Source organism: Halomonas bluephagenesis, from assembly GCF_054790765.1.
The window spans coordinates 3,265,008-3,289,872 of sequence record NZ_CP133631.1 but is presented as its reverse complement, the minus strand read 5'-3'; the positions used below and the strand labels follow the sequence as shown (position 1 = coordinate 3,289,872).

General features: G+C 53.3%; 21 protein-coding genes and 4 tRNA genes. 11 read left to right on the top strand and 14 right to left on the bottom strand.

Going from position 1 to position 24,865, the window contains the following annotated elements; translation table 11 throughout:
• Positions 1 to 10 precede the first annotated feature (10 nt).
• Entirely contained in the window at positions 11 to 1,102 is a 1,092-nt protein-coding gene (gene ychF / locus REH51_RS14940; RefSeq protein ID WP_009722635.1) for a redox-regulated ATPase YchF, read from the top strand.
• Positions 1,103 to 1,177: 75 nt separating this feature from the next.
• Positions 1,178 to 1,254 (top strand) — tRNA-Met (locus REH51_RS14935).
• A gap of 65 nt (positions 1,255 to 1,319) precedes the next feature.
• Here the strand turns inward: REH51_RS14935 and REH51_RS14930 are convergent.
• On the bottom strand, positions 1,320 to 2,624 hold the full coding sequence (locus tag REH51_RS14930) for a M18 family aminopeptidase (protein ID WP_498936190.1): 1,305 nt from the start codon (positions 2,622 to 2,624) through the stop codon (positions 1,320 to 1,322).
• A gap of 138 nt (positions 2,625 to 2,762) precedes the next feature.
• Here REH51_RS14930 and REH51_RS14925 point away from each other — a divergent pair, with 138 nt between their 5' ends.
• A complete protein-coding gene (locus REH51_RS14925) occupies positions 2,763 to 4,862 on the top strand; it encodes a carboxy terminal-processing peptidase (RefSeq protein WP_009722633.1) in 2,100 nt (699 codons plus the stop codon).
• Positions 4,863 to 4,917: 55 nt separating this feature from the next.
• On the opposite strand, the gene REH51_RS14920 is transcribed toward REH51_RS14925, so the two are convergent.
• The 4 genes from REH51_RS14920 to REH51_RS14905 all read right to left on the bottom strand — a co-directional run bounded on the left by REH51_RS14920 (position 4,918) and on the right by REH51_RS14905 (position 5,819).
• Positions 4,918 to 5,280, bottom strand: coding sequence for a metalloregulator ArsR/SmtB family transcription factor (locus tag REH51_RS14920; protein ID WP_009722632.1), 363 nt, complete (start codon positions 5,278 to 5,280; stop codon positions 4,918 to 4,920).
• Between the two features lie 204 nt (positions 5,281 to 5,484).
• Positions 5,485 to 5,560 (bottom strand) — tRNA-Asn (locus REH51_RS14915).
• 39 nt (positions 5,561 to 5,599) lie between these two features.
• Positions 5,600 to 5,675 (bottom strand) — tRNA-Asn (locus REH51_RS14910).
• A 68-nt stretch (positions 5,676 to 5,743) separates the two neighbouring features.
• A tRNA-Asn gene (locus tag REH51_RS14905) sits at positions 5,744 to 5,819 on the bottom strand.
• Positions 5,820 to 6,016: 197 nt separating this feature from the next.
• On the opposite strand from REH51_RS14905, the gene miaB reads away from it, so the two are divergent.
• The 5 genes from miaB to lnt all read left to right on the top strand — a co-directional run bounded on the left by miaB (position 6,017) and on the right by lnt (position 11,513).
• Positions 6,017 to 7,360 carry a tRNA (N6-isopentenyl adenosine(37)-C2)-methylthiotransferase MiaB gene (gene miaB / locus REH51_RS14900; RefSeq protein ID WP_009722631.1) on the top strand — a complete coding sequence of 448 codons (1,344 nt, stop codon included), beginning with the start codon at positions 6,017 to 6,019 and terminating at the stop codon, positions 7,358 to 7,360.
• Positions 7,361 to 7,446: 86 nt separating this feature from the next.
• Positions 7,447 to 8,526, top strand: a complete 1,080-nt coding sequence (locus REH51_RS14895) for a PhoH family protein (RefSeq protein WP_039868772.1) — start codon at positions 7,447 to 7,449, stop codon at positions 8,524 to 8,526.
• The gene (gene ybeY, locus REH51_RS14890; RefSeq protein ID WP_009722629.1) at positions 8,523 to 8,984 is read left to right on the top strand and encodes an rRNA maturation RNase YbeY; all 462 of its coding nucleotides are present in this window, start codon (positions 8,523 to 8,525) and stop codon (positions 8,982 to 8,984) included. Before REH51_RS14895 ends, ybeY begins: the two co-directional genes overlap by 4 nt.
• A gap of 140 nt (positions 8,985 to 9,124) precedes the next feature.
• Positions 9,125 to 10,018: a CorC family transporter gene (locus tag REH51_RS14885; protein WP_009722628.1), complete on the top strand. Its 894-nt coding sequence runs from the start codon at positions 9,125 to 9,127 to the stop codon at positions 10,016 to 10,018.
• Between the two features lie 37 nt (positions 10,019 to 10,055).
• Positions 10,056 to 11,513, top strand: a complete 1,458-nt coding sequence (gene lnt, locus REH51_RS14880) for an apolipoprotein N-acyltransferase (RefSeq protein WP_009722627.1) — start codon at positions 10,056 to 10,058, stop codon at positions 11,511 to 11,513.
• A 223-nt stretch (positions 11,514 to 11,736) separates the two neighbouring features.
• On the opposite strand, the gene REH51_RS14875 is transcribed toward lnt, so the two are convergent.
• The 6 genes from REH51_RS14875 to prmB form a co-directional block, all read right to left on the bottom strand.
• Positions 11,737 to 13,101 (bottom strand): metal-dependent hydrolase family protein, encoded by a 1,365-nt coding sequence (locus tag REH51_RS14875; protein ID WP_009722626.1) that lies wholly within the window; start codon positions 13,099 to 13,101, stop codon positions 11,737 to 11,739.
• 256 nt (positions 13,102 to 13,357) lie between these two features.
• The gene (gene phaC / locus REH51_RS14870; RefSeq protein WP_498936188.1) at positions 13,358 to 15,208 is read right to left on the bottom strand and encodes a class I poly(R)-hydroxyalkanoic acid synthase; all 1,851 of its coding nucleotides are present in this window, start codon (positions 15,206 to 15,208) and stop codon (positions 13,358 to 13,360) included.
• Between the two features lie 92 nt (positions 15,209 to 15,300).
• Complete coding sequence (locus REH51_RS14865) at positions 15,301 to 15,711, bottom strand: phasin family protein (protein ID WP_009722624.1); 411 nt, start codon at positions 15,709 to 15,711, stop codon at positions 15,301 to 15,303.
• 155 nt (positions 15,712 to 15,866) lie between these two features.
• The gene (locus tag REH51_RS14860; RefSeq protein WP_009722623.1) at positions 15,867 to 16,283 is read right to left on the bottom strand and encodes a hypothetical protein; all 417 of its coding nucleotides are present in this window, start codon (positions 16,281 to 16,283) and stop codon (positions 15,867 to 15,869) included.
• A 60-nt stretch (positions 16,284 to 16,343) separates the two neighbouring features.
• Entirely contained in the window at positions 16,344 to 17,435 is a 1,092-nt protein-coding gene (gene aroC, locus REH51_RS14855) for a chorismate synthase (RefSeq protein ID WP_009722622.1), read from the bottom strand.
• Positions 17,436 to 17,448: 13 nt separating this feature from the next.
• Positions 17,449 to 18,408, bottom strand: coding sequence for a 50S ribosomal protein L3 N(5)-glutamine methyltransferase (gene prmB / locus REH51_RS14850; protein WP_039868770.1), 960 nt, complete (start codon positions 18,406 to 18,408; stop codon positions 17,449 to 17,451).
• Between the two features lie 155 nt (positions 18,409 to 18,563).
• On the opposite strand from prmB, the gene REH51_RS14845 reads away from it, so the two are divergent.
• Complete coding sequence (locus REH51_RS14845; protein WP_009722620.1) at positions 18,564 to 19,130, top strand: Smr/MutS family protein; 567 nt, start codon at positions 18,564 to 18,566, stop codon at positions 19,128 to 19,130.
• 30 nt (positions 19,131 to 19,160) lie between these two features.
• Here REH51_RS14845 and REH51_RS14840 read toward each other — a convergent pair whose 3' ends face one another.
• Positions 19,161 to 20,198, bottom strand: a complete 1,038-nt coding sequence (locus tag REH51_RS14840) for a patatin-like phospholipase family protein (protein ID WP_009722619.1) — start codon at positions 20,196 to 20,198, stop codon at positions 19,161 to 19,163.
• 34 nt (positions 20,199 to 20,232) lie between these two features.
• On the bottom strand, positions 20,233 to 21,111 hold the full coding sequence (locus tag REH51_RS14835; RefSeq protein WP_009722618.1) for an alpha/beta fold hydrolase: 879 nt from the start codon (positions 21,109 to 21,111) through the stop codon (positions 20,233 to 20,235).
• Between the two features lie 399 nt (positions 21,112 to 21,510).
• Between REH51_RS14835 and REH51_RS14830 the strand changes: the two genes are divergently transcribed.
• Both REH51_RS14830 and REH51_RS14825 read left to right on the top strand, forming a co-directional pair.
• Positions 21,511 to 21,984, top strand: a complete 474-nt coding sequence (locus REH51_RS14830; protein WP_009722616.1) for a LexA family protein — start codon at positions 21,511 to 21,513, stop codon at positions 21,982 to 21,984.
• Positions 21,981 to 23,327: a Y-family DNA polymerase gene (locus REH51_RS14825; protein ID WP_009722615.1), complete on the top strand. Its 1,347-nt coding sequence runs from the start codon at positions 21,981 to 21,983 to the stop codon at positions 23,325 to 23,327. The genes REH51_RS14830 and REH51_RS14825 overlap by 4 nt, the downstream gene beginning before the upstream one ends.
• On the opposite strand, the gene REH51_RS14820 is transcribed toward REH51_RS14825, so the two are convergent.
• Positions 23,289 to 24,752 (bottom strand): sodium-dependent transporter, encoded by a 1,464-nt coding sequence (locus REH51_RS14820; RefSeq protein WP_009722614.1) that lies wholly within the window; start codon positions 24,750 to 24,752, stop codon positions 23,289 to 23,291. The two genes, REH51_RS14825 and REH51_RS14820, sit on opposite strands and share 39 nt — an antisense overlap.
• Positions 24,753 to 24,865 lie beyond the last annotated feature (113 nt).

Sequence of the window (24,865 nt, the reverse complement as noted above, 5' to 3'; positions counted from 1 at the left end):
GAAGTAATTTATGGGCTTTAACTGCGGTATCGTCGGTCTACCCAATGTAGGCAAATCCACGCTTTTTAATGCGCTGACCAAATCTGGTATTGATGCAGAAAATTTCCCTTTCTGCACCATTGAGCCGAACGTAGGCATCGTTCCAATGCCTGACCCGCGACTTGATAAGCTTGCGGAGATCGTCAAGCCACAAAAAGTGCTGCCGACCACGATGGAGTTTGTCGATATCGCAGGCTTGGTCGCCGGGGCATCCAAAGGCGAAGGCTTGGGCAACAAGTTTTTGGCCAATATTCGCGAAACCCAAGCGATCGCCCATGTCGTACGCTGCTTTGATAACGACAACGTGATCCACGTTGCCAATCAGGTGGATCCCCGTGCGGATATTGAAACTATCAACTTGGAGCTGGCGCTTGCCGACCTAGATACCGTCGAAAAAGCCAGCCAGCGCCTTGTCCGCTCGGTGAAAGGCGGCGACAAAGATGCCACTGCCACCAAAGCGATTCTTGACCGCATCCAGCCACACCTCGCTGAAGGTATGCCGCTGCGTAGTTTTGGTCTTGATGAAGACGAAAAACGCCAAGTTAAGAGCTTCGGCTTCTTAACGCTCAAGCCCACGATGTACATTGCCAACGTTAATGAAGATGGGTTCGAGAATAATCCTTACCTGGACATCGTTAACGAGATTGCGGCGGAAGAAGGTGCAGCAGTGGTGCCGGTATGCAACCAGCTAGAAGCCGAGATCGCCGAGCTAGATGACGAAGAGCGCAGCATGTTCCTAGCCGAAATGGGCATGGAAGAGCCCGGACTTGATCGCGTTATTCGCGCAGGCTATGCCCTGCTTGGCCTACAAACGTATTTCACCGCTGGCGTTAAAGAAGTGCGCGCTTGGACAGTGAAAGAAGGTGCCAGCGCTCCGGAAGCTGCGGGCGTGATTCACACCGATTTCCAAAAAGGTTTTATCCGCGCCGAAGTGGTTGCTTACGAAGACTTTGTCTCACTCAATGGCGAGCAAGGGGCTAAAGACGCTGGCAAATGGCGCCTAGAAGGCAAGGATTACATCGTTAAAGATGGCGATGTAATCCATTTCCGTTTTAACGTCTGACAGGCAACCGTCTGACAATAAAAAGAAACGCTTGACGAACGGCGGGCTACTGAGTAATATTCGCCCCCGTTGAATGGCTACGTAGCTCAGCTGGTTAGAGCACATCACTCATAATGATGGGGTCCCCTGTTCAAATCAGGGCGTAGCCACCACACGAATAGTAAAGGCCCGCTGACATCGTCAGCGGGCCTTTTTCGTTATCGAGAAACAACCATACTCAACGCAACTCAGAACGGTTCAAAAACACCGTCAACGCCCGAGTCAAATAATCAACATCTCGGGTGCCGGCTGTTTCACGAACAGAATGCATTGCCCACTGAGGAAGCCCCACGTCAATCGTAGGCACGCCCACTTCAGTAGCGGTAATCGGCCCAATAGTACTACCACAGCCCATATCTGAGCGGGTAACAAACGACTGCACGGGAACATCCGCCTCACGGCATACATCCCGAAACAGCGCCCCCGTTACACTGTTTGTTGCATAGCGCTGATTGGCATTCACCTTGATAACTGGACCACCATTAATAGCAGGACCATGACGCTCGTCGTGCTTGTCCTGGAAATTGGGGTGTAAAGCATGGGCATTGTCGCAAGAAATCATTAGTGATGACTGAATCAGCTGAATCAGCGACTCTTCAGTAGCACCACCCACTTGAGCATTTAAACGCTTCAGCACATCACCCAAGAAGGGCCCCTGAGCACCACATGCACTGGCACTACCCACCTCTTCATGATCATTGGCGACTAACAGAGCTCCTTGGCTAGCATCACATTCAAGCAACGCCTCAAGCCCTACAAAACATGACAATAAGTTGTCTAACCGCGCACTGGCGACCAACTCCTGACGCAGCCCTACCAATGATGGCGGTTGTACGTCATAAAACCCCAACTCAAAGTCGACGACTTCCACAGCACGTAGGCCATGCTGCTCTCCCAGCCAATCAGCCAATAAGTCACTAAGCTGCGCGCTATCACTCTGCATCACAACGGGCGACATTTGCGTCTGCGGGTTAATAACGCGCCCAGCATTCACATCGCGGTCTAAATGAATCGCCAAACTAGGCACCATGGCGATTGGTCGGTCTATATTTAACAGCACACTTTCTAAATGGCCATCTGCATGACGTACATGCACACGCCCTGCCAACCCCAGGTCACGATCAAACCACGGGGCTAACAGCACACCACCATAAACCTGCACCCCTAACTGCAACCATCCCGCTGCATACTGGGTGGCGTTGGGCTTTAAACGCAGCCCCGGGCTATCCGTATGCGCACCCAGCATACGCAGGCTGGTTAATTTCTCAGCAGGCAGCTGAAATGCAATCACTGACGAATCATTGCGCGTCACGTAATAGCGCTTACCCGGCTTAAGCTGCCAGTTAGTCGTTTCCTCAAGGCGCACAAAGCCCGCCTGCTCCAAACGCTCCGCCATGCAGCGAGTCGCATGCCAAGGCGTGGGCGACTGGTGCAGAAAATCACATAGTCGCGTTACACGATCCGCGTTGAAAGCTTCGGACATAGAAATCCTCATAACAGTAATGATTGAGTATCACAGGGTAAATGACCTGCTACAATGCTCCCTCGGCCTACGCAACTCATAGGCTATCTGCGGGTCTAGGGAAGAATGAGTGTACACAAATCCGGGAGAGCTTGACTGATGAGCTTGTTTGCAACGTTTTCGCGCTCGGTCGCCCTTGCTGTGATGCTGGTAATTACCAGCCCAGCAGCGCTGGCGCAACTTGAGCCGACCGACGAACAACGCCAAGCGGCAGTGGAAATAGCGGATTCACTTCGCTATGGGCATTATGCTGATATTAATTTCGACGAGCAGTGGTCAGCGGAAGCTTTCCAACGCTATCTAGACATTTTGGACGGCCAGCGCTCCTACCTATTGCACCGCGATATAGAGCCTTACCGTCATTTAGAGCGCGATATGGCAGAAGCGCTTTTTGATGGTGATCTTGACGATGCGTTTGCACTTTATAATCGCCTTAGCGAGCGCCACACAGCACGCCTTGAGTGGTTGTTAGAGCGTCTTAATGAAGGGCTCTCATTTGAATTCGATAGCGATGAGCGCTTAGAAGTCGACCGCGAAGAAGCCCCATGGGCAACCCGCGAAAGTGAATTAGACGAACTATGGCGCAAACGGCTCAAAAACGATGCGCTAACGCTTGCCCTAACCGACCAAGATGACGAGCAGATAGAAGATAATTTGCGCCAACGCTACGAAGGACAGCTCTCTCGCTTGCGCCAGTCTGAGTCTGAAGACGTCTTCGGGCTAATCATGGCGGCAGTATCTAGCACTATCGACCCTCACACCGGCTACCTCTCCCCTCGTCAGAGCGAATCATTTGATATTCAAATGAGCCTTTCACTCGAGGGTATCGGTGCACTACTTCAAGCCGACGGGGAATACGTCAAAGTCTCCAGCCTAGTACCCGGCGGCCCTGCCGATCGTGCGGGCGTGCTTGAACCCGCTGACCGAATCATCGCCGTGGGCCAAGAAGAAGGCGACATGGTCAATGTGGTAGGCATGCGCCTAGACAATGTCGTTGACCTAATTCGTGGCCCTAAAGGCTCCGTCGTACGCCTGGACGTGGTACCCGCCCAAGCAGTGGATATGACCCGCTCACAAATTGTTGAAATTACCCGCGATACCGTCAGCCTCGAAGACCAAGCAGCGCATAGTGAAGTAATTAACATTGAGCGAGACGGCAAACCTCATCGCATCGGCGTGATTGACGTTCCGACGTTTTACGTCGACTTTGACGCTTGGCAGGCAGGTGAGGAAGAGTACCGCAGCACCACCCGCGACGTCGCCCGAGAAATTGAAAGCCTTAAGAAAGAAGGCGTTGAAGGCATCGTTCTGGATCTTCGCAACAACGGCGGCGGCGCACTTCAAGAAGCCAACTCTTTGATAGGCTTGTTTATCGACCGGGGCCCAACCGTTCAGGTTCGTGATGCCCAAGGGCGCATCCAGCTTTATGGCGACACCGAAGCAGGCACGATTTACGATGGCCCACTGACCGTACTGGTTAACCGCCTTTCCGCCTCAGCATCGGAAATTTTTGCCGGTGCTATTCAAGATTATGGCCGCGGCATTGTGGTAGGCACCCCCACCTTTGGCAAAGGCACCGTGCAAACTCTGAACGATCTTAGCCATGGTCAAATCAAGCTTACCCGCGCCAAGTTCTACCGTATTTCAGGTGACAGCACCCAAAATCGCGGCGTTGAACCCGACATTATTTTTCCCAGCCTGATTGACCCAGAGCGCATTGGCGAAAGCAGCCTAGATAATGCGCTCGCTTGGGATACCGTACAGAACGTTCAATACCGCCGCTATGGCTCCCCTGAGAACGCACTCGCTGCACTAACTTCTCAACACCAAGAACGTGCCAAGGAGAATCCTAACTTCCGCTACTTAGAGCGCCAGTCCACCTTGGCCCGCCAACTGCGCGAACAGCACACCAGCGTTAGCCTGAACCGCGAACAGCGCCAACGGGAGCTAGAAGCTCAAGAAGCCGAGCAGCTTTCACTTGAAAACCAACGTCGTCGCGCCTTAAACCTGCCAGAGCTAGACGAGTGGATGGACGCGCGCAGTGATAACTCACAGCCTGAAGGCAGTGAAACAGACGCTGCCAACGAGGATGATAAGGATGAAGACATGCCAGCTGATCGCGCCCATGTACTAGAAGCCGCCGAAATCTTACTCGACTATGCTCATCTTCAGGGCTCACAGCGGATGGTTAAGCGTTAAGCTACCATTACCAGAAACGCCGACCTGCAGGTCGGCGTTTTTTATTGGCTAACGGTTAACATAACGCGGCCCGCCGTGCCGGTCGGTCACCCATTTTCGCTAGCCGCTGAGCCAGCGCTTGAATACGCACTGCACTGCCTTCGGCACCAGCATCAATAATCTCTTGCGCCCACCCAGGCAGCTGAGGCGACAAACGATAGTAAACCCACTGCCCTTCCCGCTGATCGATAAGCAACCCACACTGGCGCAACTGGGCCAAATGTCGCGACACTTTAGGCTGCGACTCTTCTAGCGCATAGGTCATCTCACATACACACAGAGATTGCTCTCTAGCAATCAACAGCACTAGCATTAACCGCGTTTCGTCACTTAGGCACTTGAATACCTGCAGTGCATGCAGGCTAGCAGCTTTTCCCACGGGCACCTTCCCAAACAATGAGTAACCGAAACAGTCTATACGCCCCTAACCGTTAGACACAAAAAATCACCCAGGATGCCATAGGGCATTGAGTGTTATCATGAACAACAAATAGCAGAGATGTGAAACGGTCGGTTAAGGCTAACGACTGCGTAAACAATGTTTACGAGAAAGGTGACAAAAGACAGTAAGAAGAAAACTAAATGGCTCCCCGAGCAGGACTCGAACCTGCGACCCAATGATTAACAGTCATTTGCTCTACCAACTGAGCTATCGGGGAACGTTTACCGTAGACGGTAATGACAGCAGAACAGCAATTTGGCTCCTCGAGCAGGACTCGAACCTGCGACCCAATGATTAACAGTCATTTGCTCTACCAACTGAGCTATCGAGGAACATTACATTTTGCTGCTGTGTTTAGAGCGAAGCCACTGGAAGTAACATACAACCTACTTCAGTATGTTGGCTCCTCGAGCAGGACTCGAACCTGCGACCCAATGATTAACAGTCATTTGCTCTACCAACTGAGCTATCGAGGAACTGCTCAAACACGGTGCGTAGTATACTGATTGAAACGCTCGGGTCAAGTATCGATTGTAGGTGAACGCTAGCCCCAGGTTTCTTGTGCCCGTATAATGCTGCCATTCAATGGCAGCACGTTACACTGCCTATTACGATTGCATTCATGTTTTCATTCATCCCTCGTCCCCCGACGACTCATAGATGACAGGTACCGATGGCGAAGAAGCTCTTTATCAAAACGCACGGCTGCCAAATGAACGAGTACGACTCCTCGCGTATGGCAGATCTGCTCGGCGAATCTCACCAGCTGGAATTGACCGATAACGAAAAAGAAGCTGACGTTATCTTGTTGAACACCTGCTCTATTCGCGAAAAGGCGCAGGACAAGGTGTTTCATCAATTGGGTCGCTGGAAAAAGCTAAAAGACGCTAACCCCGACCTAGTGATCGGTGTTGGCGGCTGCGTAGCAAGCCAAGAAGGTGAAGCGCTGCGCAAGCGCGCGCCCTTTGTCGATATGATTTTTGGCCCGCAAACGCTTCACCGCGTGCCCAAAATGCTGGACGCGCGCAATAACAATCAGATCGCGGCTGTCGATGTCACTTTCCCAGAAATCGAAAAGTTCGATCATCTACCGCAGCCGAAATCTGATGGCGCAACCGCCTTTGTTTCTATCATGGAAGGCTGTTCGAAATACTGCACGTTCTGTGTCGTGCCCTATACGCGTGGCGAAGAAGTTTCCCGCCCCTTTGAGTCGGTTATCGATGAAGTTATTCACTTAGCCGATCAAGGGGTACGCGAAATTAACCTGCTTGGCCAAAACGTGAACGCTTATCGCGGTGAAAATGACGATGGCGATGAGATCGACCTTGCCGAGCTAATCGCCTGTGTCGCTGCGGTGGATGGCATTGATCGCGTGCGTTTTACGACCTCTCACCCGGTGGAGTTCACTGATAGCCTAGTAGATGCTTTTGCCGATATTCCAGAATTGGTGAGTCATTTACACCTACCGGTACAGTCAGGCTCTGATCGTATTTTAAGTGCGATGAAGCGCGGCCATACCGCAGAAGAGTATATCGAGAAGATGGAGCGTATCCGCGCCAACCGCCCGGATATTAGCTTTTCTTCTGATTTTATTATCGGCTTTCCTGGCGAAACCGAAGAGGACTTCGAAGCGACGATGGATCTGATTCACCGTATCGGCTTTGATCACTCATTCAGCTTTGTTTACTCAGCACGCCCGGGCACCCCAGCCTCTGGCCTGCCGGACGAAACACCGGAAAGTGTCAAAAAGCAGCGCCTCGCCATTTTGCAGGAGCGGATCCTGCAGCAGGCAGCGCAGATCAGCCGACGCATGGTCGGCACTACCCAGCGAGTTCTGGTATCCGGTTTCTCACCGCGAGACCCGGGCCAACTCTCAGGGCGCACCGAAAATAACCGCGTGGTTAATTTCCGTGCGGCCAACCCAACAGAACTGATCGGCTACTTTGTAGACGTGGAGATTACCGAAGCGCTGCCCAACTCGTTGCGTGGCGATCTCGCTTCTCCAGAGCGTTATTAACTGCTCACTTATCCTAGGTAATTGCCCCGGCACGGCCGGGGCAGTAAGCTGAGTCTCACATACATCAACTAATGGGTTTCTTACTCTTGAGCCAGCCATCACCTCAGGCCAATCGCATTATCACCCTAAGCCTTGAACCCAATGACCCGCAGCGGCTAGCCAGCCTATGCGGCCAACAGGACGAGCACCTAAAGCTGATTGAAAGCCGCCTGGACGTGACCTTGCGCAATCGCGGCAATGTGTTTCAGCTGGCCGGTGCCGCCAACCGGATCAAAGCTGCTGCTAACGTGCTTGAGCACCTTTACCGTGAAACTGCGGCAGAAGAGCTTGAAGCAGACACGGTACACTTATTCCTTCAGGAATCTGGCTTAGAAGCGCTAGAAGAAGAGGATGATAGCGACATCAGCAGCGATGACGTGATTATGCGTACACCGCGCACCATGATTAAGCCTCGCGGCCTTAATCAGCAGCGCTACGTACAAAGCATTCGCGAACACGATATCAATTTTGGTATTGGCCCTGCCGGTACGGGAAAAACATACTTAGCGGTTGCCGCGGCGGTAGAAGCGCTAAATCAGCAGGAAGTGCGCCGTATTCTTTTGGTGCGCCCAGCGGTAGAGGCAGGCGAAAAGCTAGGCTTCCTACCTGGCGATCTTGCCCAGAAAATCGATCCTTACCTGCGCCCGCTCTACGACGCACTGTACGAGATGATCGGCTTCGAACAGGTCGCCAAGCTCATTGAGCGTCAGGTGATCGAGATTGCCCCCCTGGCCTATATGCGCGGGCGCACTCTGAATAACTCCTACATCATTCTGGACGAAAGCCAAAACACCACGCCGGAGCAGATGAAAATGTTCCTGACGCGGATTGGCTTTGGCTCAACGGCGGTAATTACCGGCGATATTACCCAGGTAGACCTGCCACGCGGGCAGCGTTCAGGCCTTTCACAGGTGCTGGATGTTCTTAAGGAAACTCCCGGCATCGGCGTGACCCACTTTGCTGCGAAAGACGTCGTGCGTCACCCGCTGGTTCAGCGGATCATCGAAGCCTATGACGAGTTTGAGTCGCAGCAGGAAGTGCAAGAGCGTGCGCGCCGTGAAGCTCGCCAGCAGGAGCGCGAGGCTCGTATGCAAGCGCTTGAACGCGCAGGAGAGGCACCACGATGAATGACATCGTGATTGACCGTCAGGCGGCCATCAATGAGCCGCTGCTTCCTACCCTCGAACAGCTCACCCATTGGGTGGGCTGTGTCTTTTCTCGCCATCCCGATGATGAACGCTTAGAGCTGACAATTCGCTTTGTGGATGAAGCGGAAAGCCAAGCGCTCAATCGAGATTATCGGGGTAAAGATAAATCAACCAACGTGCTCTCATTTCCATTTGAGAACCCACCTGGTGTCTCTTTACCATTACTGGGCGACCTGATTATTTGCCATGCCGTTGTTGCCCATGAGGCCAGCGAACAGCTGAAACCTCTTGAACATCATTACGCGCATATGGTGGTACACGGCACGCTGCACTTAATGGGCTATGACCACATTGAAGAGCAGGAAGCAGAAGAAATGGAGCAGTTAGAGCGCGAGCTTCTTGCTACTCTCGATATTCCTGATCCTTATCACGAGTAAGCTGTTACCCTGGCCGATAATTGCTTTTAGGGTGGTGTATCCCCCCACTCAGTGATAAAACGACAGACTGTTTAACCGTAGCCATCTTCACGTAGCTATTTGCACGTAACTATTTGCACGTAATAGAGAGATTAGACGCAATGAGCGAAGACCGATCGAGCAACTCAAATCAAAAATCCTGGCTCGAGAAACTCTTTGGCGCCCTTTCCGGAGACAATGACGAACCTAGCTCACGCGATGAGCTAATGACGTTTTTACGCCACACCGCAGGGAAACTGAAACTTGATCAAGACGCCATTATGATTATTGAAGGCGCTCTTGAAATCAGCGATCAGCAAGTGCGTGAAATATTGATTCCACGCTCGCAAGTGTCGGCAATTACCCTTGATCAAACCAGCGATGGCTACTTGCCATTGATTCAGGAAACAGGGCACTCCCGTTACCCGGTCATTGGCGAAAATCTTGACGATGTAAAAGGCATCTTACTGGTTAAAGATCTGCTCCCCCTGCTCTCTCAAACGCAAGAAAGCCGTGATGCTTTTAAGCTGGAAGACGTTCTGCGCCCGGCAATGTTCATTCCCGAGTCCAAACGCTTAAACAGCTTGCTGAAAGAGTTCCGTGATACCCATAACCATATGGCAATTGTGGTAGATGAGTACGGCGGCACGGCCGGTATTATTACCATCGAAGATATTCTGGAACAGATTGTCGGGGATATCGAAGATGAGCATGATACCGATGAAGAGGACGATATCCGCACGCTGGAAAACGGTCATTTTGCCATTCGTGCTCTCACACCGATTGAAGACTTCAACGAACGCTTTGGCACCGAGTTTTCTGACGACGAATTCGACACCGTGGGTGGCCTTGTAATGCAACAATTTGGCCACTTACCAGGCCGTGGCGAGCATACCAGCCTGGGCGGCTGGCGGTTCGTCATTCTAAATGCCGATAACCGGCGCATTCGGTTGCTGGAAGCTTACCGCGATGACGCAAGTGAAAATGCTACCGATGGCGACGACAGCGACGGCTAGCCCACCGCCCCCTTCAACCTGCCGATAGGATATCACCATGGGGTTGACGCCCACCTTTGCACTTCAACTGCTGGCTGCCCTTGTGGCCGGTGGTTTTACGACACTTACCGCTTCACCGTTTGAGTTATGGTGGCTGGGGCCCATCGCCATCGGCCTTCTTTATGTTGGCCTGCATACCTTAAGCCCTGTTCAAGCAGCGCTGAAAGGTTGGCTATACGGCGTAGCACTCTTCACCAGTGGTACTTCGTGGGTGTATGTATCCATTCATGATTACGGCTACACTGGCGTTCCCCTCGCCGTATTTCTGACCGCATTGTTTGTGACCGTATTAGCGCTCTTTTTTGCAGGCACGTTTTGGCTTTATCGACGTTTTTGCAGCCCGCGTTGGGCGTTGGCTAGCTTTGCAGGCGCCTGGGTGCTGGGCGAAGTACTACGCACCTACCTGTTTACCGGCTTCCCATGGCTTCTGGTTGGTTCCAGCTATGTGGATTCACCGCTGGCCAACTGGGCGCCAGTCGGCGGCGTTTACCTGCTTTCCCTGCTGGTCGTGCTCACAGGCACCTTAGGCGCTGAGCTGCTGCGACGCCAATGGTGGGCAGCGCTGCCATTAGCCGCTATTTGGCTCGTCCCTTTGGCCCTCCCAGCACTCTGGACCACGCCAGCGAGCGAGCCCACTCGCGTTGCGCTACTTCAGGGTAATCTGCCGCAACTATTAAAGTGGACCCCCGAAGGCCAGCGCGTAGCGGCAAATACGTATAGCGATTTAACCCGCCGCGTCGCAGATGATGCCGATCTTATTTTATGGCCTGAAACCGCCCTACCGATGATCGATAGCCAAGCTCGCCCAGTGTTAGAACGCGTACAAGCCAACTTACCGCCAAGCACCGCACTATTAACCGGTATTGTCCAACTCGACGAGAACAACCGTTATTTCAATAGCGTGATTGGTGTTGGCAACGTCGAGGGCAGCTATCAAAAAGAGCACCTAGTACCGTTTGGTGAGTACCTGCCGCTTGAAAGTGTGTTGCGGGGTGCCATCGACTTCTTTGACCTACCGATGTCGAGTTTTTCTAAAGGCGCCTCCGAACAAACGCCAATGCAGGCAGCCGGCGTGACAATTGGCAACGCCATTTGCTATGAGATTATCTACCCACAGCTGGTGGCACGCCGCGCAGCAGACAGCGACGTGATTGTGACGGTATCTAATGACACCTGGTTTGGTGCTTCCATTGGCCCCCACCAACACTTGCAAATGGCCCGGCTGCGCGCACTGGAAAATGGCCGTTATGTCGTGCGTGCTACCAGCAACGGCATCACCGCGATTATTAACCCCCGTGGCGAGCTGGTAGATAGCGCAGCGCAATTCGAAACCACCTATCTCACCGGCGAATTTTATGCCATGGAAGGAGCAACACCATTTACCCGCACTGGCAGTTGGCCTGCGTGGCTATTCGCTGGACTGCTACTGTTACCGGGTTTGATACGCAAGCGATAACTAAGAGAGGCTTGGCCAACGCTGCACGTGGCTAAGCAAGCGCCCCACCTCCCGCAATAAACACTGGTTTGCCAGCGGCAGGTGGGGAGAGTTACCGCTCAACTTGCTTGAATATAAAATATTGCCCGGTAATTTTTTTGCTAACTTGTCAGCAAAAAGTAGCGCAGCGGACAGTCACTCTTTAACCATAATTTTCTAATGATTGGTCAAACATCTGATGTTTTTATAACTCATCTTTGTAAACACGACCGCCTTTCATAATCATGCGTAAATTGCGCTCTGGATCGTTCAGAAAATCAAGATCGCGGCTTGGATCACCATCAACGACTAATAGATCGGCCAGCGCTCCAGGCTCGATACGGCCAATGACACCTGAATAAGGGTTGCGTGGCCCCGAGAGCGACAATAAATCACCGTTGTGGCTAGTCGCCATTGCCAATACTGTTAGCGGATCATAAAAGCGCGTCAACTTAGCCAAGTGCCGTAACTGGTTCGGAGTGTTTTTAGGGCTAAAGAGAATGTCAGTTCCCCAAGCGGTCTTAACGTCAAAACGCTGCGCCATTTCGTAGGCGCGAACGGTACCTTCAGCCACTTGGCGTTGAGACTCTCGGCGGGCAGCATCAGGATAAACGTTGGCATCTTCATCTTGTAGGAAAGGCTGAAGGCTCCACCATGCCCCCTCTCCTGCCATCATTCTTACCGACTCTTCATCCGCCAACTGGCCGTGCTCAATCGACTTAACACCTGCTCGCAGAGCGCGCTGGATACCACGAGGCGTATAGACATGCACCATCACATAGGTACCCCAGTCACCAGCAGCCTCAACCGCTGCCCGAAGCTCTCGTTCCGTAAACTGGGTACTGTCTAATGGATCGTAAAGCGATGCCACACCACCGCCCGCCATCAGCTTGATCTGAGAGGCACCTAACATCAGCTGCTCACGCGTGCGCCTGAGCACTTCAGCTTCACCATCCGCAATCACGGCAACACCCTGACGCTCTGCCTCACTTAGCGGCGTTGTGCTACCACGGGGTATGTCATGACGCATTCTGAAGTCGCCGTGACCCGAGGTTTGCGAAATCATCGCCCCGGCAGGAAACACCCGAGGGCCATTAACAATACCTTCATCAATAGCACGCTTTAACGCAAACGACGGCCCACCCACATCCCTAACCGAGGTAACGCCACGCATTAAGGTTCGTTCTGCTTCTCTTGCTGCGACCAAATGCACATAGCCAATATCAGCGGTCATGGCTTCCATCTGGGAGATGGCCGCTAAGGTGGTATGCCAGTGGGCATCAATCAAGCCGGGCATCAATACACGACCGCCGCAATCAATGACATCAATACCTTCCACTTCACCACTGCCGTCTAGAATCGCATCAATACGGCCGTCCACCACCCTGATTGATACGCCATCACGCAGCGGGCCACCGCTTCCATCAAAAAGCTTTAAATTGGTTAATAGTAGCGGCCCATCGTGGGATTTTGGCTGCTGCCCAACAGCAAAAGGCACATGCAATCCTGCGAAAAGCGCCATCACCGCAGCCGTTCCCCCAATCATTTGGCGCCGGGTTATTTCTGCCATCACACGTTCATGGAAACGCTGCAGCAATGGTGAACCACAACAGCAAGCTCCATGGCTGTGTTGAGTGTGGGTCTCAGGAAGAGCCGGCGACAATGAAAAGCGTGCAGTTGGCTGCATGAGTAGCGTCTCGGTTAGTAGTTTTAGCGTCAAACTGCGCGGCCTTAGTCCAAGTTTAGCCGCGCCACTATTGGAGAAATAGACTAATTAACAGCTTGTTTAACCATCCCAGCATGACTCGCTGATCATTAGATGGTTATTACGACGCGGGAAGCTCACCTAACACCTCAGGTATCGTCATTTTCACATAGCGCCCAGGAGCGCTTTCAATGACGTTTAGCTCACCTTCTCCAGGCTGACGCGCGGATACCATTTTTTCAGGATCTGGATCTGCATAGCCGTTCTCCGTTACCCATGCCTGCCAATGCGGCCACCAAGAACCTTCATTAAAGGTCGACCCTTCTTGCCAAGCATCATGCGTTTCGGGCAGCGCATCGTTGGTCCAGTAACCATACTTATTCTTATGGGGTGGGTTCACAATGCCTGCGATATGGCCAGAGCCACCCAACACAAACGTCACCGGCCCTTTGGGCAGCAGCGCGCCATAATATGTACTGTTCCATTTAGCGATATGATCTTCTTTCGTCGATACGAAATAGCACGGGGCAGATATTTTACGAAGGTCAATCTTCACCTCGTCCAACTCAATGCCACCCGGCTCTACCAAGCGGTTTTCCAGGTACATATGGCGCAGGTACCAAGCATGCGTGCCCGCAGGCAGGTTCGTGCCATCGGTATTCCAATACAGTAAGTCAAACGCTGCGGGAATTTCACCTTTCAGATAATTATTAATATAGAACGACCAGAAAAGATCATTCTCACGCAATAAATTAAAGGTGTAAGCCATTGAGCGGCCATCTAAATACCCCTTCATTTCTAGCGTGTTTTCAATCCCCTCGACCACGCGTTCGTTAAGGAATACGCCAATATCACCGGGGTCGCGGAAATCTTGCAGCGTCGCCATGTAGGTAACAGACTTCACCTTGCGACCACGCCGCGTGCTTGTCAGATAAGCGACCGTTGAAGCGGTTAGTGTGCCGCCTACACAGTAGCTCAACAGGTTTACTGACTTCTCGCCACAGGCTTGCTCAATTGCCTCCATCGCGCTGATGGGGCCCATTTGCATGTAATCAGCCCACGTAATGTCGCGCTGCTCTGGGCCAGGATTACGCCAGGAAATCAAGAATACGGTATGCCCCTGGTCTACCATCCATTTAACTAGCGAATTGTCTTCTCGCAGGTCAAGAATGTAGTACTTATTGATCCATGGGGGCACGATCAACAGCGGAGTTTTAAAGGTTTTTTCCGTGGTGGGTGTGTATTGGATCAGCTGAATCAGCTCATTTTCATACACCACAGCACCTGGGGTGACGGCAATGTTATCGCCAACACCAAAGGCGCTTCGATCGGTCATGCGTACGTTAATACCTTCGGCAGAATTCGCCAGGTCTTCTCGTAGGCGCGTCAAACCATCCACCAAGTTCTGCCCGCGGGTCTCTAGCGTGCAGCGCATGACTTCGGGATTAGTCGATACGAAGTTAGTCGGCGACATAGCGCTTACCAACTGCCGAGCATAAAACGCCAAGTTGCGCTTTTGTGTCGGGGCTAAGTCATCCAGTGACTCAATGAGTTCCTCTACCATCTGCGAAAACAACAGATACTGCTGCATAATCGCCAAGTAGTAAGGCTCTTGTGTCCAGGCTTCGTCTTTAAAGCGACGATCGCCTTTCGCAGGCGTCACCAATGGCGTTACCTGCTCGCCAGACATAGCGCGCACACCCTGTTGCCAAAGCAGCCACTGATCTTGTAGCAATCGCGACTGAGTTTGCCACAGCAGGTTAGGGTTACTCATCAGCGATTGCGCGGCGGCTTCGAAGCTTTCTCGCATATCACTTTGAACGGAGTCAGCAGCTTCACTAGGAACCATCCGTGACAGCAAATCCTCAAGCAGGCCTTTATACTGTTCACCAACATCGCTTAGCTGCACTTTCCATGCTTCAAGCTCTTCTTGAGAAACACCTTGAGACGGCATTTTCCACCCTGACAGCATACTCACTCTCCCTCACCTGCTTGGCATTATCTGCCCAGGCACATCATCCAAAAGAACGCGGCGCCTTCAAGGCGCCGCGAACATAGTTGCGTTTAGCTTTTACGTGAAGACTGGCTAGTCGCTTTCGCAGGCTGTTCACTTTTCGTGGCAGAGGTGGCTTGCTCGCCCATCTTCTGACCAGCTTCGCTGAACAGCTTTTCCATTTCGGATTTGAACTGCAAACTCATCTCACCCATGACGCGAGCATCTTCCTGCATCTGCTGAGAAAGCTCGTTCATCATTTCGGCTTGTTTGGTGCTAAAATCACGCAGGCTTTCTGCATCATTAATTTCTGTCGCGCTGCGGATGCGCTCAGTGCCCATCTGGCTGTAGCGTTTCATCGCTTCCAGCTGATACTGAGTCATTTTTTCCATGTTGTTGAGCATTAGCGAGTTCATTTTACGCATTGGCTCAAACATTTGGCGAGTTTGGGTACTAAAGGCGTCCATCATTTTATCTTGCATAGTGTCTGCTCCTGTCTCTCGTTCCTTGGCATGAGCCTGGAGTGGCTCATCACATGGCAAAATTGCTGCACTGCAAAAAGAGTAAACGCTGCAATGCTGCTTTGCAACATCCTTAGCAGCACGCTCAACAACGCTACACATTTCACATTACATTTCTACCCTTTAGCGCGAGAACGCGAAGAAGCTGTCGCTTTCGCTTTGGAGCTTCTCGCACTTGATGCGCTTTTACCTGATGCTGCTGGCTTTGGTTTAGCTGCTTCTTGGGACTCGTCTTGGCTCGTGTCGCTATCCTGTTCAGCACTGCCGCCTGAGGTTCCCGCTTTGCGCAACATATCCAACATCATCTGTTGATACGTGCCGAAATTAGCCAGCCCTTGCGAGACTCCCTGCTGCATCATTGGCTGCTGCAGAAAAGGTCGCATTAGATTCATGGGGTCATAGCCATCCACCCCAGATTCCATTTGCCGCTGAATGTTTTCCAGCAGGTTTTGCTGAAACGCCTCAACATCCGGCAGCCCTAGCGATTGGCGAAACTCATCCGGTGTCAAGTCAAATTCAACGTTGATTTTCATAGGCGACTCCTTAACCATCTTCCTAGAGTGTAGCAGCGTTACGCCAAGCGCACCGTGCTGTTATTGTTGTTCTAAACGCGGCGTATCAACGCTAACATCGCCATTCTGTCCACGGTGACGTAGCCAATGGTCTAGCAGCGTTATTGCCATCATCGCCTCGGCGATAGGCGTCGCGCGAATACCGACACAGGGATCGTGGCGGCCTTTCGTTATCACCTCAACTGGCTGGCCATGTACATCAATTGAGCGCCCGGGCGTGGTAATACTTGACGTTGGCTTCAACGCTAAGCGGGCAACGATTGGCTGTCCACTGGAAATCCCTCCCAGCACACCCCCCGCGTGATTAGACAGAAACCCTTCAGGTGTCATCTCGTCACGATGTTCGCTACCACGCTGGGCAATACAGCCAAATCCAGCGCCTATCTCTATTCCTTTTACCGCATTGATGCTCATTAAGCCATGCGCCAGATCAGCATCTAAGCGGTCGAATACCGGTTCGCCTAACCCGACTGGCACACCGTCGGCAATCACAGTGATTTCAGCACCCACGGAGTCTTGGTCCCGACGCAACTGATCCATGTAAGTTTCAAGTTCAGCCACTTTGTCCGGGTCGGGGCAGAAAAAAGCGTTTTCGCCCACCGCATCCCAGGTTTTGAATTCGATGTTGATGGGGCCCAACTGGCTCATATAACCGCGAATCTGAATCCCTTGCGCAGCCAATACCTTCTTGGCGATAGCGCCAGCGGCAACACGCATCGCGGTTTCCCGCGCGCTAGAACGACCGCCGCCCCGATAGTCGCGGTGGCCATACTTGTGGTGGTAAGTGTAATCAGCGTGGGCGGGACGGAATTGATCTTTGATTTTAGAGTAGTCGTTGGAGCGCTGATCAGTGTTCTCAATCAACAGACCAATCGACGTACCCGTGGTTTTGCCCTCAAACACGCCAGAAAGAATCCGCACCTGATCCGGCTCTTTACGCTGGGTGGTATGCCGAGAGCTACCTGGGCGACGGCGATCTAGATCGTGCTGCAAATCTTCTTCACTGATCGGTATGCCAGGTGGGCAGCCGTCAACAATCGCGCCTAAAGCAGGGCCGTGGCTTTCACCAAACGTGGTAACGGTAAATAGCTTGCCAAAGGTATTGCCAGACATGGGCGTTAGTTCCTCACGCAAAAGACGCCGCATGGGCGTCGAGTTCAGCGGCGCTCAAGGCAAAAACGCCCTGGCCGCCACGCTCGAATTCAAGCCAGATAAAAGGTACTTCTGGGAAAGCAGCCTCCACATGGCGATCGGAATTGCCAACTTCAACAATCAGCCAGCCCTCGTCGGTTAAGTGCTGCCGTGCTTCGCGCAGTATGCACCGCACTATATCCAAGCCATCGCTTCCAGCGCCTAACGCCAGGGCAGGCTCGTGGCGGAACTCGGCGGGCATGGTGGCCAAGTCGCGCGCATCGACGTAGGGAGGATTAGATACGACCAGATCAAAACGCTGGCCTTCCAGGCCATCAAACACGTCGGACTCAACGGCGCGCACGCGATCTCCGACGTCGTGACGAGTGATGTTTTGACGAACCACCGCTAATGCATCTTGGCTAATATCCGCCAACGCCACCTCACTGGTAGGCAATACTAACGCCGTAGCAATGCCGATACAGCCAGAACCGGTACACAAATCCAGCACTCGGGCAGGCGGCTCTTCCGGAAACCATGCTGCAAAGCCGTCTTCAATCAGCTCGGCAATCGGCGAACGCGGAATTAATACGCGCTCGTCAACGCTGAACGGGAAGCCCGCAAAAAAAGCTTCGCCCAGCAGATAAGGCAGCGGGCGGCGGGTGGTCACCCGCTCTCGCGCCAAGCGAATGATGCGCTCGCGCTCTATCGGCAGGAGGCGTGCATCCAGCACAGCAGGGTCGACGTTCCACGGTAGGTGCAGTGCGCCTAAGCAAAGCGCAACGGCTTCGTCCCAGGGCGATTCAGTGCCATGCCCATAGTGCAGCCCCGCCAGATAAAACTCGCTGGACACCCAGCGTAAATAATCGCGCAGTGTAAAAAGCTCGCTCACCAGTGCCGACTCCGGCAACGAAAGCATTGAGGGGGAGGTCTCATCATTGAGGTGCGTGGTCACAGCGGCTCCAGGCGTATAAAGGTTCATAAGAGGATTGTACCTTTGACGCCGCTCGCTTCACAGCTTGCGGTTCACAGTGGCGACAGGCTCGCTATACTGTGCGCTTCTCAATTATGCTTATTTGTTAACACTTCATTTCTCTATTTGAGCCGACCATGACGCGACACCTGCCCAACGACGACGATATCAGTGCCTTTCGCCAAGCGCTGCAGGCAGCAGGCGTGCGCCGTATTGCCAGCAATCAAGCAGACCCCGGCAAACTTAAGCGCAACGACGAGGCTGCCCAGCAGGCACGTCGACAAGCTGCAGTAGAGAGCAACACGCTGCAAACCAGCGGGCGCACATCCGACGGCCGCGTAGAGGCGGTACGCCCTTCAGAGTATCTGGAGTTTAGCGTGCCCGACCTGCCCTGGCGCACCTTTAGCCAGCTAAAGCGCGGCCAAACCGCCTGGCAGGCTGGGCTGGATTTACACGGCTATACCCTAGAAGAAGCCAGAATTGAGCTTGAAAGCTTTCTACGCGACGCCGCCGCACAAGGCATGCGCTGCGTTCTGGTAGTGCACGGCAAGGCCTGGGGCACCACCTCAGATTTTCCGGTACTTAAAAGCCATACCAATGCGTGGTTAAGAGAGTGGCCCGGCGTCTTGGCGTTCTGTTCCGCCACCGATATCGATGGTGGAACAGGCGCGGTGTATATTCTGCTGCGCAAACGCGGGCAATAGGTGACTATTTCACTACGTTTACTCAGTGGTTTACTCGGTGGCATCCGAGGCAATGCCTGGCATTCGGCGCTCCAGCGCTTCATCTGCAAGATGCCGCCCCAGACGAATTAATTCGTTGGCCCGGTGAAACTCGTAAGTACTGCAAACAGTTTTGGGAATTTCGATCAATACATCCGGCGGATAGCCTGCGATTTTATACTTCGCGAGTGCCGCCTGGGTGATATCAAACGACTCTAGAATCATATCGAGCTTGCCCCACTCGCGCTTGCCGCGTAGGTCAACCGTCTCGTCAAGGTCACCCTCTTCGCCATTGCTGCCCCCCAACCCATCCCACAACCGTCGTGTGGTGGCGCGCACATCGTCCATCCAACCGCCAATATTGGCATCACGGTCGCGTTCTAACGCGGTGCGACTGTCATCGATATCTGCGCTGGGTAACAGCTCTTCTAAGGTTATGGGTTGTGGGCTGTGCGCCGTCACGTTAACCGCCACTACAAAATCCGCTTCGTGGGCGGCCAATATTGGCATCATCGGCAGCGGGTTCAGCAAACCACCATCAACGAGCACCTGGCCACCGACATGTACCGGCGTAATCACGCCGGGGACTGCAATAGAAGCACGGATCGCCTGGAGCAACGGGCCATTTTGAAACCATACCTCACGCTGGCGAATCAGATCCGTCGCAACGGTCGTTACGGGAATTGGCAGGTCTTCGATTAGCCTATCGCCGACCAGCTCTTCTAGTTTGCTCATGACTTTATTCGCTCGCATGGCGCCCATTGGGCTCCAGGTCACATCGACCAGTTTGAGCACATCAAAATAATCCAGGTGACAAACCCACTCCCGGTACTCGGGTAGCTTTCCAGCGGCATAAATACCAGCAATTAGCGCCCCCATGGAACAACCAGCAATAGAGATTATCTCGAAGCCGCGCGCCTCCAACGCTTCAATAACACCGATGTGGGCATAGCCTCTGGCACCACCGCTGCCCAACACCAGCGCGACTTTATTACCTTTTAAGCTGCTGCTTGCCACGGGCTTTTCCGTAGCATGCGGTACTTTCTTCATCGTTATCGTCCTAACGCTGGTTATCAGATACCCGCTACGCCTGCTGACTGATTATGCCGGCCACGCGATGAACGGACTGGGGTTCAAGATGCAAATGATGGCCACCCGCTAGCACATGACGCGTTAGCTGGGGCACCGTTTGGCGCGCTTTTTCTGCCCAGTCCCGCGCACCTAGAATCCCCCGCTCCCCTTCTATCAATAGCACCGGGGCTTGAATCTCCGCCAGTAATGCCAACACTTGTTGAGGCGCAAAGCGCACCAGTGAAGGCTTTAACAAACGGCTATCGGTGCGCATTTGCACATGTCCATCAGCAGTGGCTTGGGTGTTACGTTCGACAAGAGGCGTTGCAGTGATGCTATCCAGCGGCGTGACACCGCCTGCTACCCGCGCGGCTACCGCACTTTCAACATCCGGGTAGCGAGGTGGGCGGGAAAGCGGCCGCCGGTGCGCGATAAGACCTTTTCGCAACTGATTGGCGGTTTCTTCAAACGGCGTGTTAAGCGCCCCTAAACCGTCTAATAAAATCAGTTTTTCTACTCGTTCTGGCAGGGCCGACGCCACCAGACAGGCCACTGCCGCCCCCATAGAGTGAGCGAGTAACGTTGCCTTTTCGATTCCTAATGATTCCATGGTATCCAGCACGTCATGGGTATAGTCCCATAGCGCGTAGTCGCTTCCCGCAGGCGCATGGGCCGAATGCCCGTGACCGCGAAAGTCGATCGCAACAATGCGAATATCCAGAGCTTTCACTAACAACGGCGCTAGCCGGGTAAAGCTTGCCGCGTTGTCCAGCCAGCCATGTAGTGCCACCCAAGTAGGCGCTGTGCTACGCCCCCAGCTAAGCGCCGCCAGCCGCCCCTTCGCAAGGGAAAGCGACTGCGCCGCGGTACCGACGTGGGTCGATTCGTTCATAAACAGGGTCTCTTTAAAGCCGGATAACCGAGCAATGCCATATTCGTCAGATGACGCTCTACAGCGTAAACGTTACCATGCTAAGCGCAGCGCATCTGCCGCTTTTATGCGGATATCGTTCGCTCGCTACTACTGTCTCGTATTGCTCTTAACGATGATAACCAACAGGAAAATGGCTATGAAACCACGTCGTGATACCCGTGCTCGCAATCTTGTGTTCTTTATTACCGTAATAAGCGCTTTGGTGGTGGGCCTATGGCTTGCCCGCTGAGCCAGTAACGGGCCATCCCCACAACTGGACAGCACTTGCAATTTTTCCCTCATGAATAAATACTGCCCATAAATACTGTTTATAAGAACAGTATATAAGCACACTATTTATTCATGAGGATGCCGACGATGTCGTCTCAACCCGCCTCTCTAAAAACAGCCACATTTGCAACAACCACGCTTGCAACAGCCTTGCCGTTAACCTCTCAACCACTGCCCTTTCCAACGCTATACGGCCGAGCTGGATTTAGCGGCTTCCCTTCGCCTGCCCAAGATTACGAGCCACGTACGCTCGATCTTAACGAACGGCTGATTAAAAACCCTACCCAAACGTTCTACCTCACCGCCGCGGGCGACAGCATGGAAGGCTGGGGGATATTCGAGGGCGATTTGTTGGTGGTAGATCGCAGCATACCGCCCCGTTTAGGGCACATACTGGTCGCCATGTTTGAAGAGGAAGTGCTGATAAAGCGCTATGCACTCTATAAAGGCACGCCACATCTTTGTTCGGCACATCCTCACTACCCACCGCTGCCGCTAGAAGAGACGAATTGCCAGCTATGGGGCGTGGTGCGCGCCGTGGTGCATGAGTATTTGCCATGATTGGCCTGGTCGATGCCAACAACTTCTATGTGTCATGCGAGCGTGTTTTTAACCCCACACTTGAAAGCAAGCCCGTTGGCGTCATGTCGAATAACGATGGCTGCGTGATTGCTCGTTCGGCTGAAATGAAAGCAATGGAAATCCCCATGGGCACCCCCTCATTTCAACTAGAAGGTCTGCGCCGGCGGGGAGAGATCCACTTGTTGTCATCTAATTACGAGCTGTATGGCGACATGTCTGCACGGCTCGCCCAGCTACTTCGGGATGCCTGCCCAGACGTCGCGCCTTATTCCATTGATGAAATGTTTATCTACCTGGATGGCTTCAGCGACGCTCAATGCCAAACGCTCGGGGAAGTCGTGCGCCGCCGTATTCGCCGCTATTTAGGGTTACCCGTGTGTGTAGGGCTTGCGCCCACCCATACGCTAGCCAAGCTCGCTAACCATGTCGCTAAAAAGCAGGTTCACTACCAGGGCGTCTGCCTGCTCGCTGCCAACAGCCCGACCACAGCGGCGCTGCTTAAACAGCTGCCGGTGAATGACGTATGGGGCATCGGCAGACGCATAGCAGAACGGCTTGCGGTGAGCGGTATTCGCACAGCGTGGCAGTTGCGGGAGTGCGACCCAAAGCAGCTGCGCAAACGATTTTCCGTGGTTCTCGCACGTACAGCACTAGAGCTACGTGGCACCTCCTGCTTAGAAATGAATGCGCTAGAACAGCCACGTCAGCGCATCATGACGTCACGCTCTTTTGGTCAAGCAACCGGCGTAAAAGCGGAACTGCACGCGGCGCTGCGCCGTCATGCCCAGCGTAGTGCCGAAAAACTGCGCCAGCAGAAAAGCCTTACTCGCGCCGTACTGCTGTTTTTAACTACCAACCGTCACCGTAAAGACCAGCCTCAGTTTTCGCCTAGCGCAATGATTCCCCTAGCCTCGCCAAGCGACGATACTCGTATCATTTTAGAGGCCATACGCGAAGGACTTGAGCAGATGTATCGGCCAGGATTCCAGTTTATGAAAGCCGGCGTCATGCTATTGGATTTAGTGGATGCGCAGCAGTATCAGCTTTCGCTGCTGCAGCCATCCACCAAAACACATCCACACTTGATGAACACCGTTGACGCCATCAATCAGCGCATGGGGCAAGGCACGATTCGCTTTGGAATGACGGAGGCAGAGGCACCGTGGCAGTTGCGCTGTGCGCACCGTTCTAACCGTTACACCACCTGTTGGGACGAACTCATGGAGGCAGGCACCCACCCTGGCGCCATTGCGGCCGCCAGGATGAAGCGTGAACAACAGCAGTTAGCGCGAGCGCAGCGCTTGGCGCAGCCGCGGGCTTAACGTCTCCCCGACCAGCGCAAAAATCACCAGAATCGCCAGTAGCACCGGCCAGTGAACAGCAAACGACACTGGATAGAGGCCCAGCGCGTCCACAAAGATGACTAGAATGCCCAACGGGCTGACGTAGCGCACCATAGTCAGCCATAGTGCATAAGGCAACGGCGCGAGACCTAGCTCGTCGCGGAATGTCTCGCTTTTCAGCACAAACCCTGCCAGCAGTACCATGCCCAAGCCACCCAGCGGCATCATCCAGCGCGAGGTTAAATAATCCAGCCAGTCAAAGAAGTTTTTACCCGCCAGTGTCCAATCAGCGCCCAGGTTAAACGACAGCATTGCCAGCGTGCTGATCAGCCATAGTACGATGCCCGTCGCCCAAGAGGCAGATTTACGGGTCATGCCTTTGTTATCGCACAACCACGACACGGTGGCCTCAACCATAGAAATAGACGAGGTCAACGCCGCCATAGAGAGCATCAAGAAAAACAGAATGCCAAATAGTGTGCCCATTGGCATCGCCTGGAAGGCCAGCGGCAAGCTCATAAAGATAAGCCCCGGCCCTTCACCAGGATTCATGCCGTTAGCAAAAATGACTGGGAAGATCGCCAACCCCGCCATTAGTGCAACTACGGTATCAGCAATGGCCACGCTCACCGTGGTGCGGCCAATCGAGGCACCTTTGGGCAGATAACTGCCGTAGGTAAGAATCGCCCCCGATGCCAACGACAGCGTGAAAAAGGCGTGGCCCAGCGCCGCCAGCATGCCTTCACTAGAGAGACTTCCCGCATTGAACGAGAACAAAAAACGCACTGCCTCGCCAAACCCACCAGAAAACACCCCGAAGATAATCAGCAGAACGAGCATGAGCACCAGCCCAGGCATCATCCAACTGACGTTTTTCTCAATGCCTTCCTGAACACCTTTGCCCACAATCACCATGGTGAGTAGCGTCACTAAGGTGCTCCAACCTCCCAAGGTAAACGGGTTCGCATTATTAGCCCCAAATACCGCCGCCATGTCATCAACACTACTACCCGCTAGGCCGCCGGTGAGCATTTTCCATAAATAGGAGAACGACCAACCCGCTACCACGACATAAAACGACAGAATCATAAAGCCGCAAAGCATCGCCATCCAACCAATCAGCGACCAGGCAGAAGAGCGACCAGACTCATTGACAACGCGCCGTATCGCATCAATTGGACTACCGCGACCACGGCGACCAAAGGCAATCTCAGTCATCATCACCGGTACGCCGACGGCTAAAATGCACGCCAGATAGACCAGCACAAAGGCCCCGCCGCCATACTCCCCGGTGATATAGGGGAATTTCCAAATATTGCCAAGCCCCACCGCCGAACCGGTGGCTGCCAACATAAAGCCCCAGCGGCCCAGCCACTGAATGCGAGGTTGCCCAGAAGACGCCATGACCTTCCACCTTGTTAGAAAAAAGCGCCTATCCTAGAGGATTTTATAAACAAAGCCCAAAATTCTTGTCTCACTAGTCGACCCAGCCATGCGCATCTGAATCAAGAATCTGG

Bases quoted from the DNA above. Each gene is read 5' to 3' on its own strand.
- ychF (WP_009722635.1), top strand. From the start codon at position 11: ATGGGCTTTAACTGCGGTATCGTCGGTCTACCCAATGTAGGCAAATCC.
- REH51_RS14930 (WP_498936190.1), bottom strand. From the start codon at position 2,624: ATGTCCGAAGCTTTCAACGCGGATCGTGTAACGCGACTATGTGATTTT.
- REH51_RS14925 (WP_009722633.1), top strand. From the start codon at position 2,763: ATGAGCTTGTTTGCAACGTTTTCGCGCTCGGTCGCCCTTGCTGTGATG.
- miaB (WP_009722631.1), top strand. From the start codon at position 6,017: ATGGCGAAGAAGCTCTTTATCAAAACGCACGGCTGCCAAATGAACGAG.
- ybeY (WP_009722629.1), top strand. From the start codon at position 8,523: ATGAATGACATCGTGATTGACCGTCAGGCGGCCATCAATGAGCCGCTG.
- REH51_RS14885 (WP_009722628.1), top strand. From the start codon at position 9,125: ATGAGCGAAGACCGATCGAGCAACTCAAATCAAAAATCCTGGCTCGAG.
- lnt (WP_009722627.1), top strand. From the start codon at position 10,056: ATGGGGTTGACGCCCACCTTTGCACTTCAACTGCTGGCTGCCCTTGTG.
- REH51_RS14875 (WP_009722626.1), bottom strand. From the start codon at position 13,101: ATGGCAGAAATAACCCGGCGCCAAATGATTGGGGGAACGGCTGCGGTG.
- phaC (WP_498936188.1), bottom strand. From the start codon at position 15,208: ATGCTGTCAGGGTGGAAAATGCCGTCTCAAGGTGTTTCTCAAGAAGAG.
- REH51_RS14865 (WP_009722624.1), bottom strand. From the start codon at position 15,711: ATGCAAGATAAAATGATGGACGCCTTTAGTACCCAAACTCGCCAAATG.
- REH51_RS14860 (WP_009722623.1), bottom strand. From the start codon at position 16,283: ATGAAAATCAACGTTGAATTTGACTTGACACCGGATGAGTTTCGCCAA.
- aroC (WP_009722622.1), bottom strand. From the start codon at position 17,435: ATGTCTGGCAATACCTTTGGCAAGCTATTTACCGTTACCACGTTTGGT.
- REH51_RS14845 (WP_009722620.1), top strand. From the start codon at position 18,564: ATGACGCGACACCTGCCCAACGACGACGATATCAGTGCCTTTCGCCAA.
- REH51_RS14840 (WP_009722619.1), bottom strand. From the start codon at position 20,198: ATGAAGAAAGTACCGCATGCTACGGAAAAGCCCGTGGCAAGCAGCAGC.
- REH51_RS14835 (WP_009722618.1), bottom strand. From the start codon at position 21,111: ATGAACGAATCGACCCACGTCGGTACCGCGGCGCAGTCGCTTTCCCTT.
- REH51_RS14830 (WP_009722616.1), top strand. From the start codon at position 21,511: ATGTCGTCTCAACCCGCCTCTCTAAAAACAGCCACATTTGCAACAACC.
- REH51_RS14825 (WP_009722615.1), top strand. From the start codon at position 21,981: ATGATTGGCCTGGTCGATGCCAACAACTTCTATGTGTCATGCGAGCGT.
- REH51_RS14820 (WP_009722614.1), bottom strand. From the start codon at position 24,752: ATGGCGTCTTCTGGGCAACCTCGCATTCAGTGGCTGGGCCGCTGGGGC.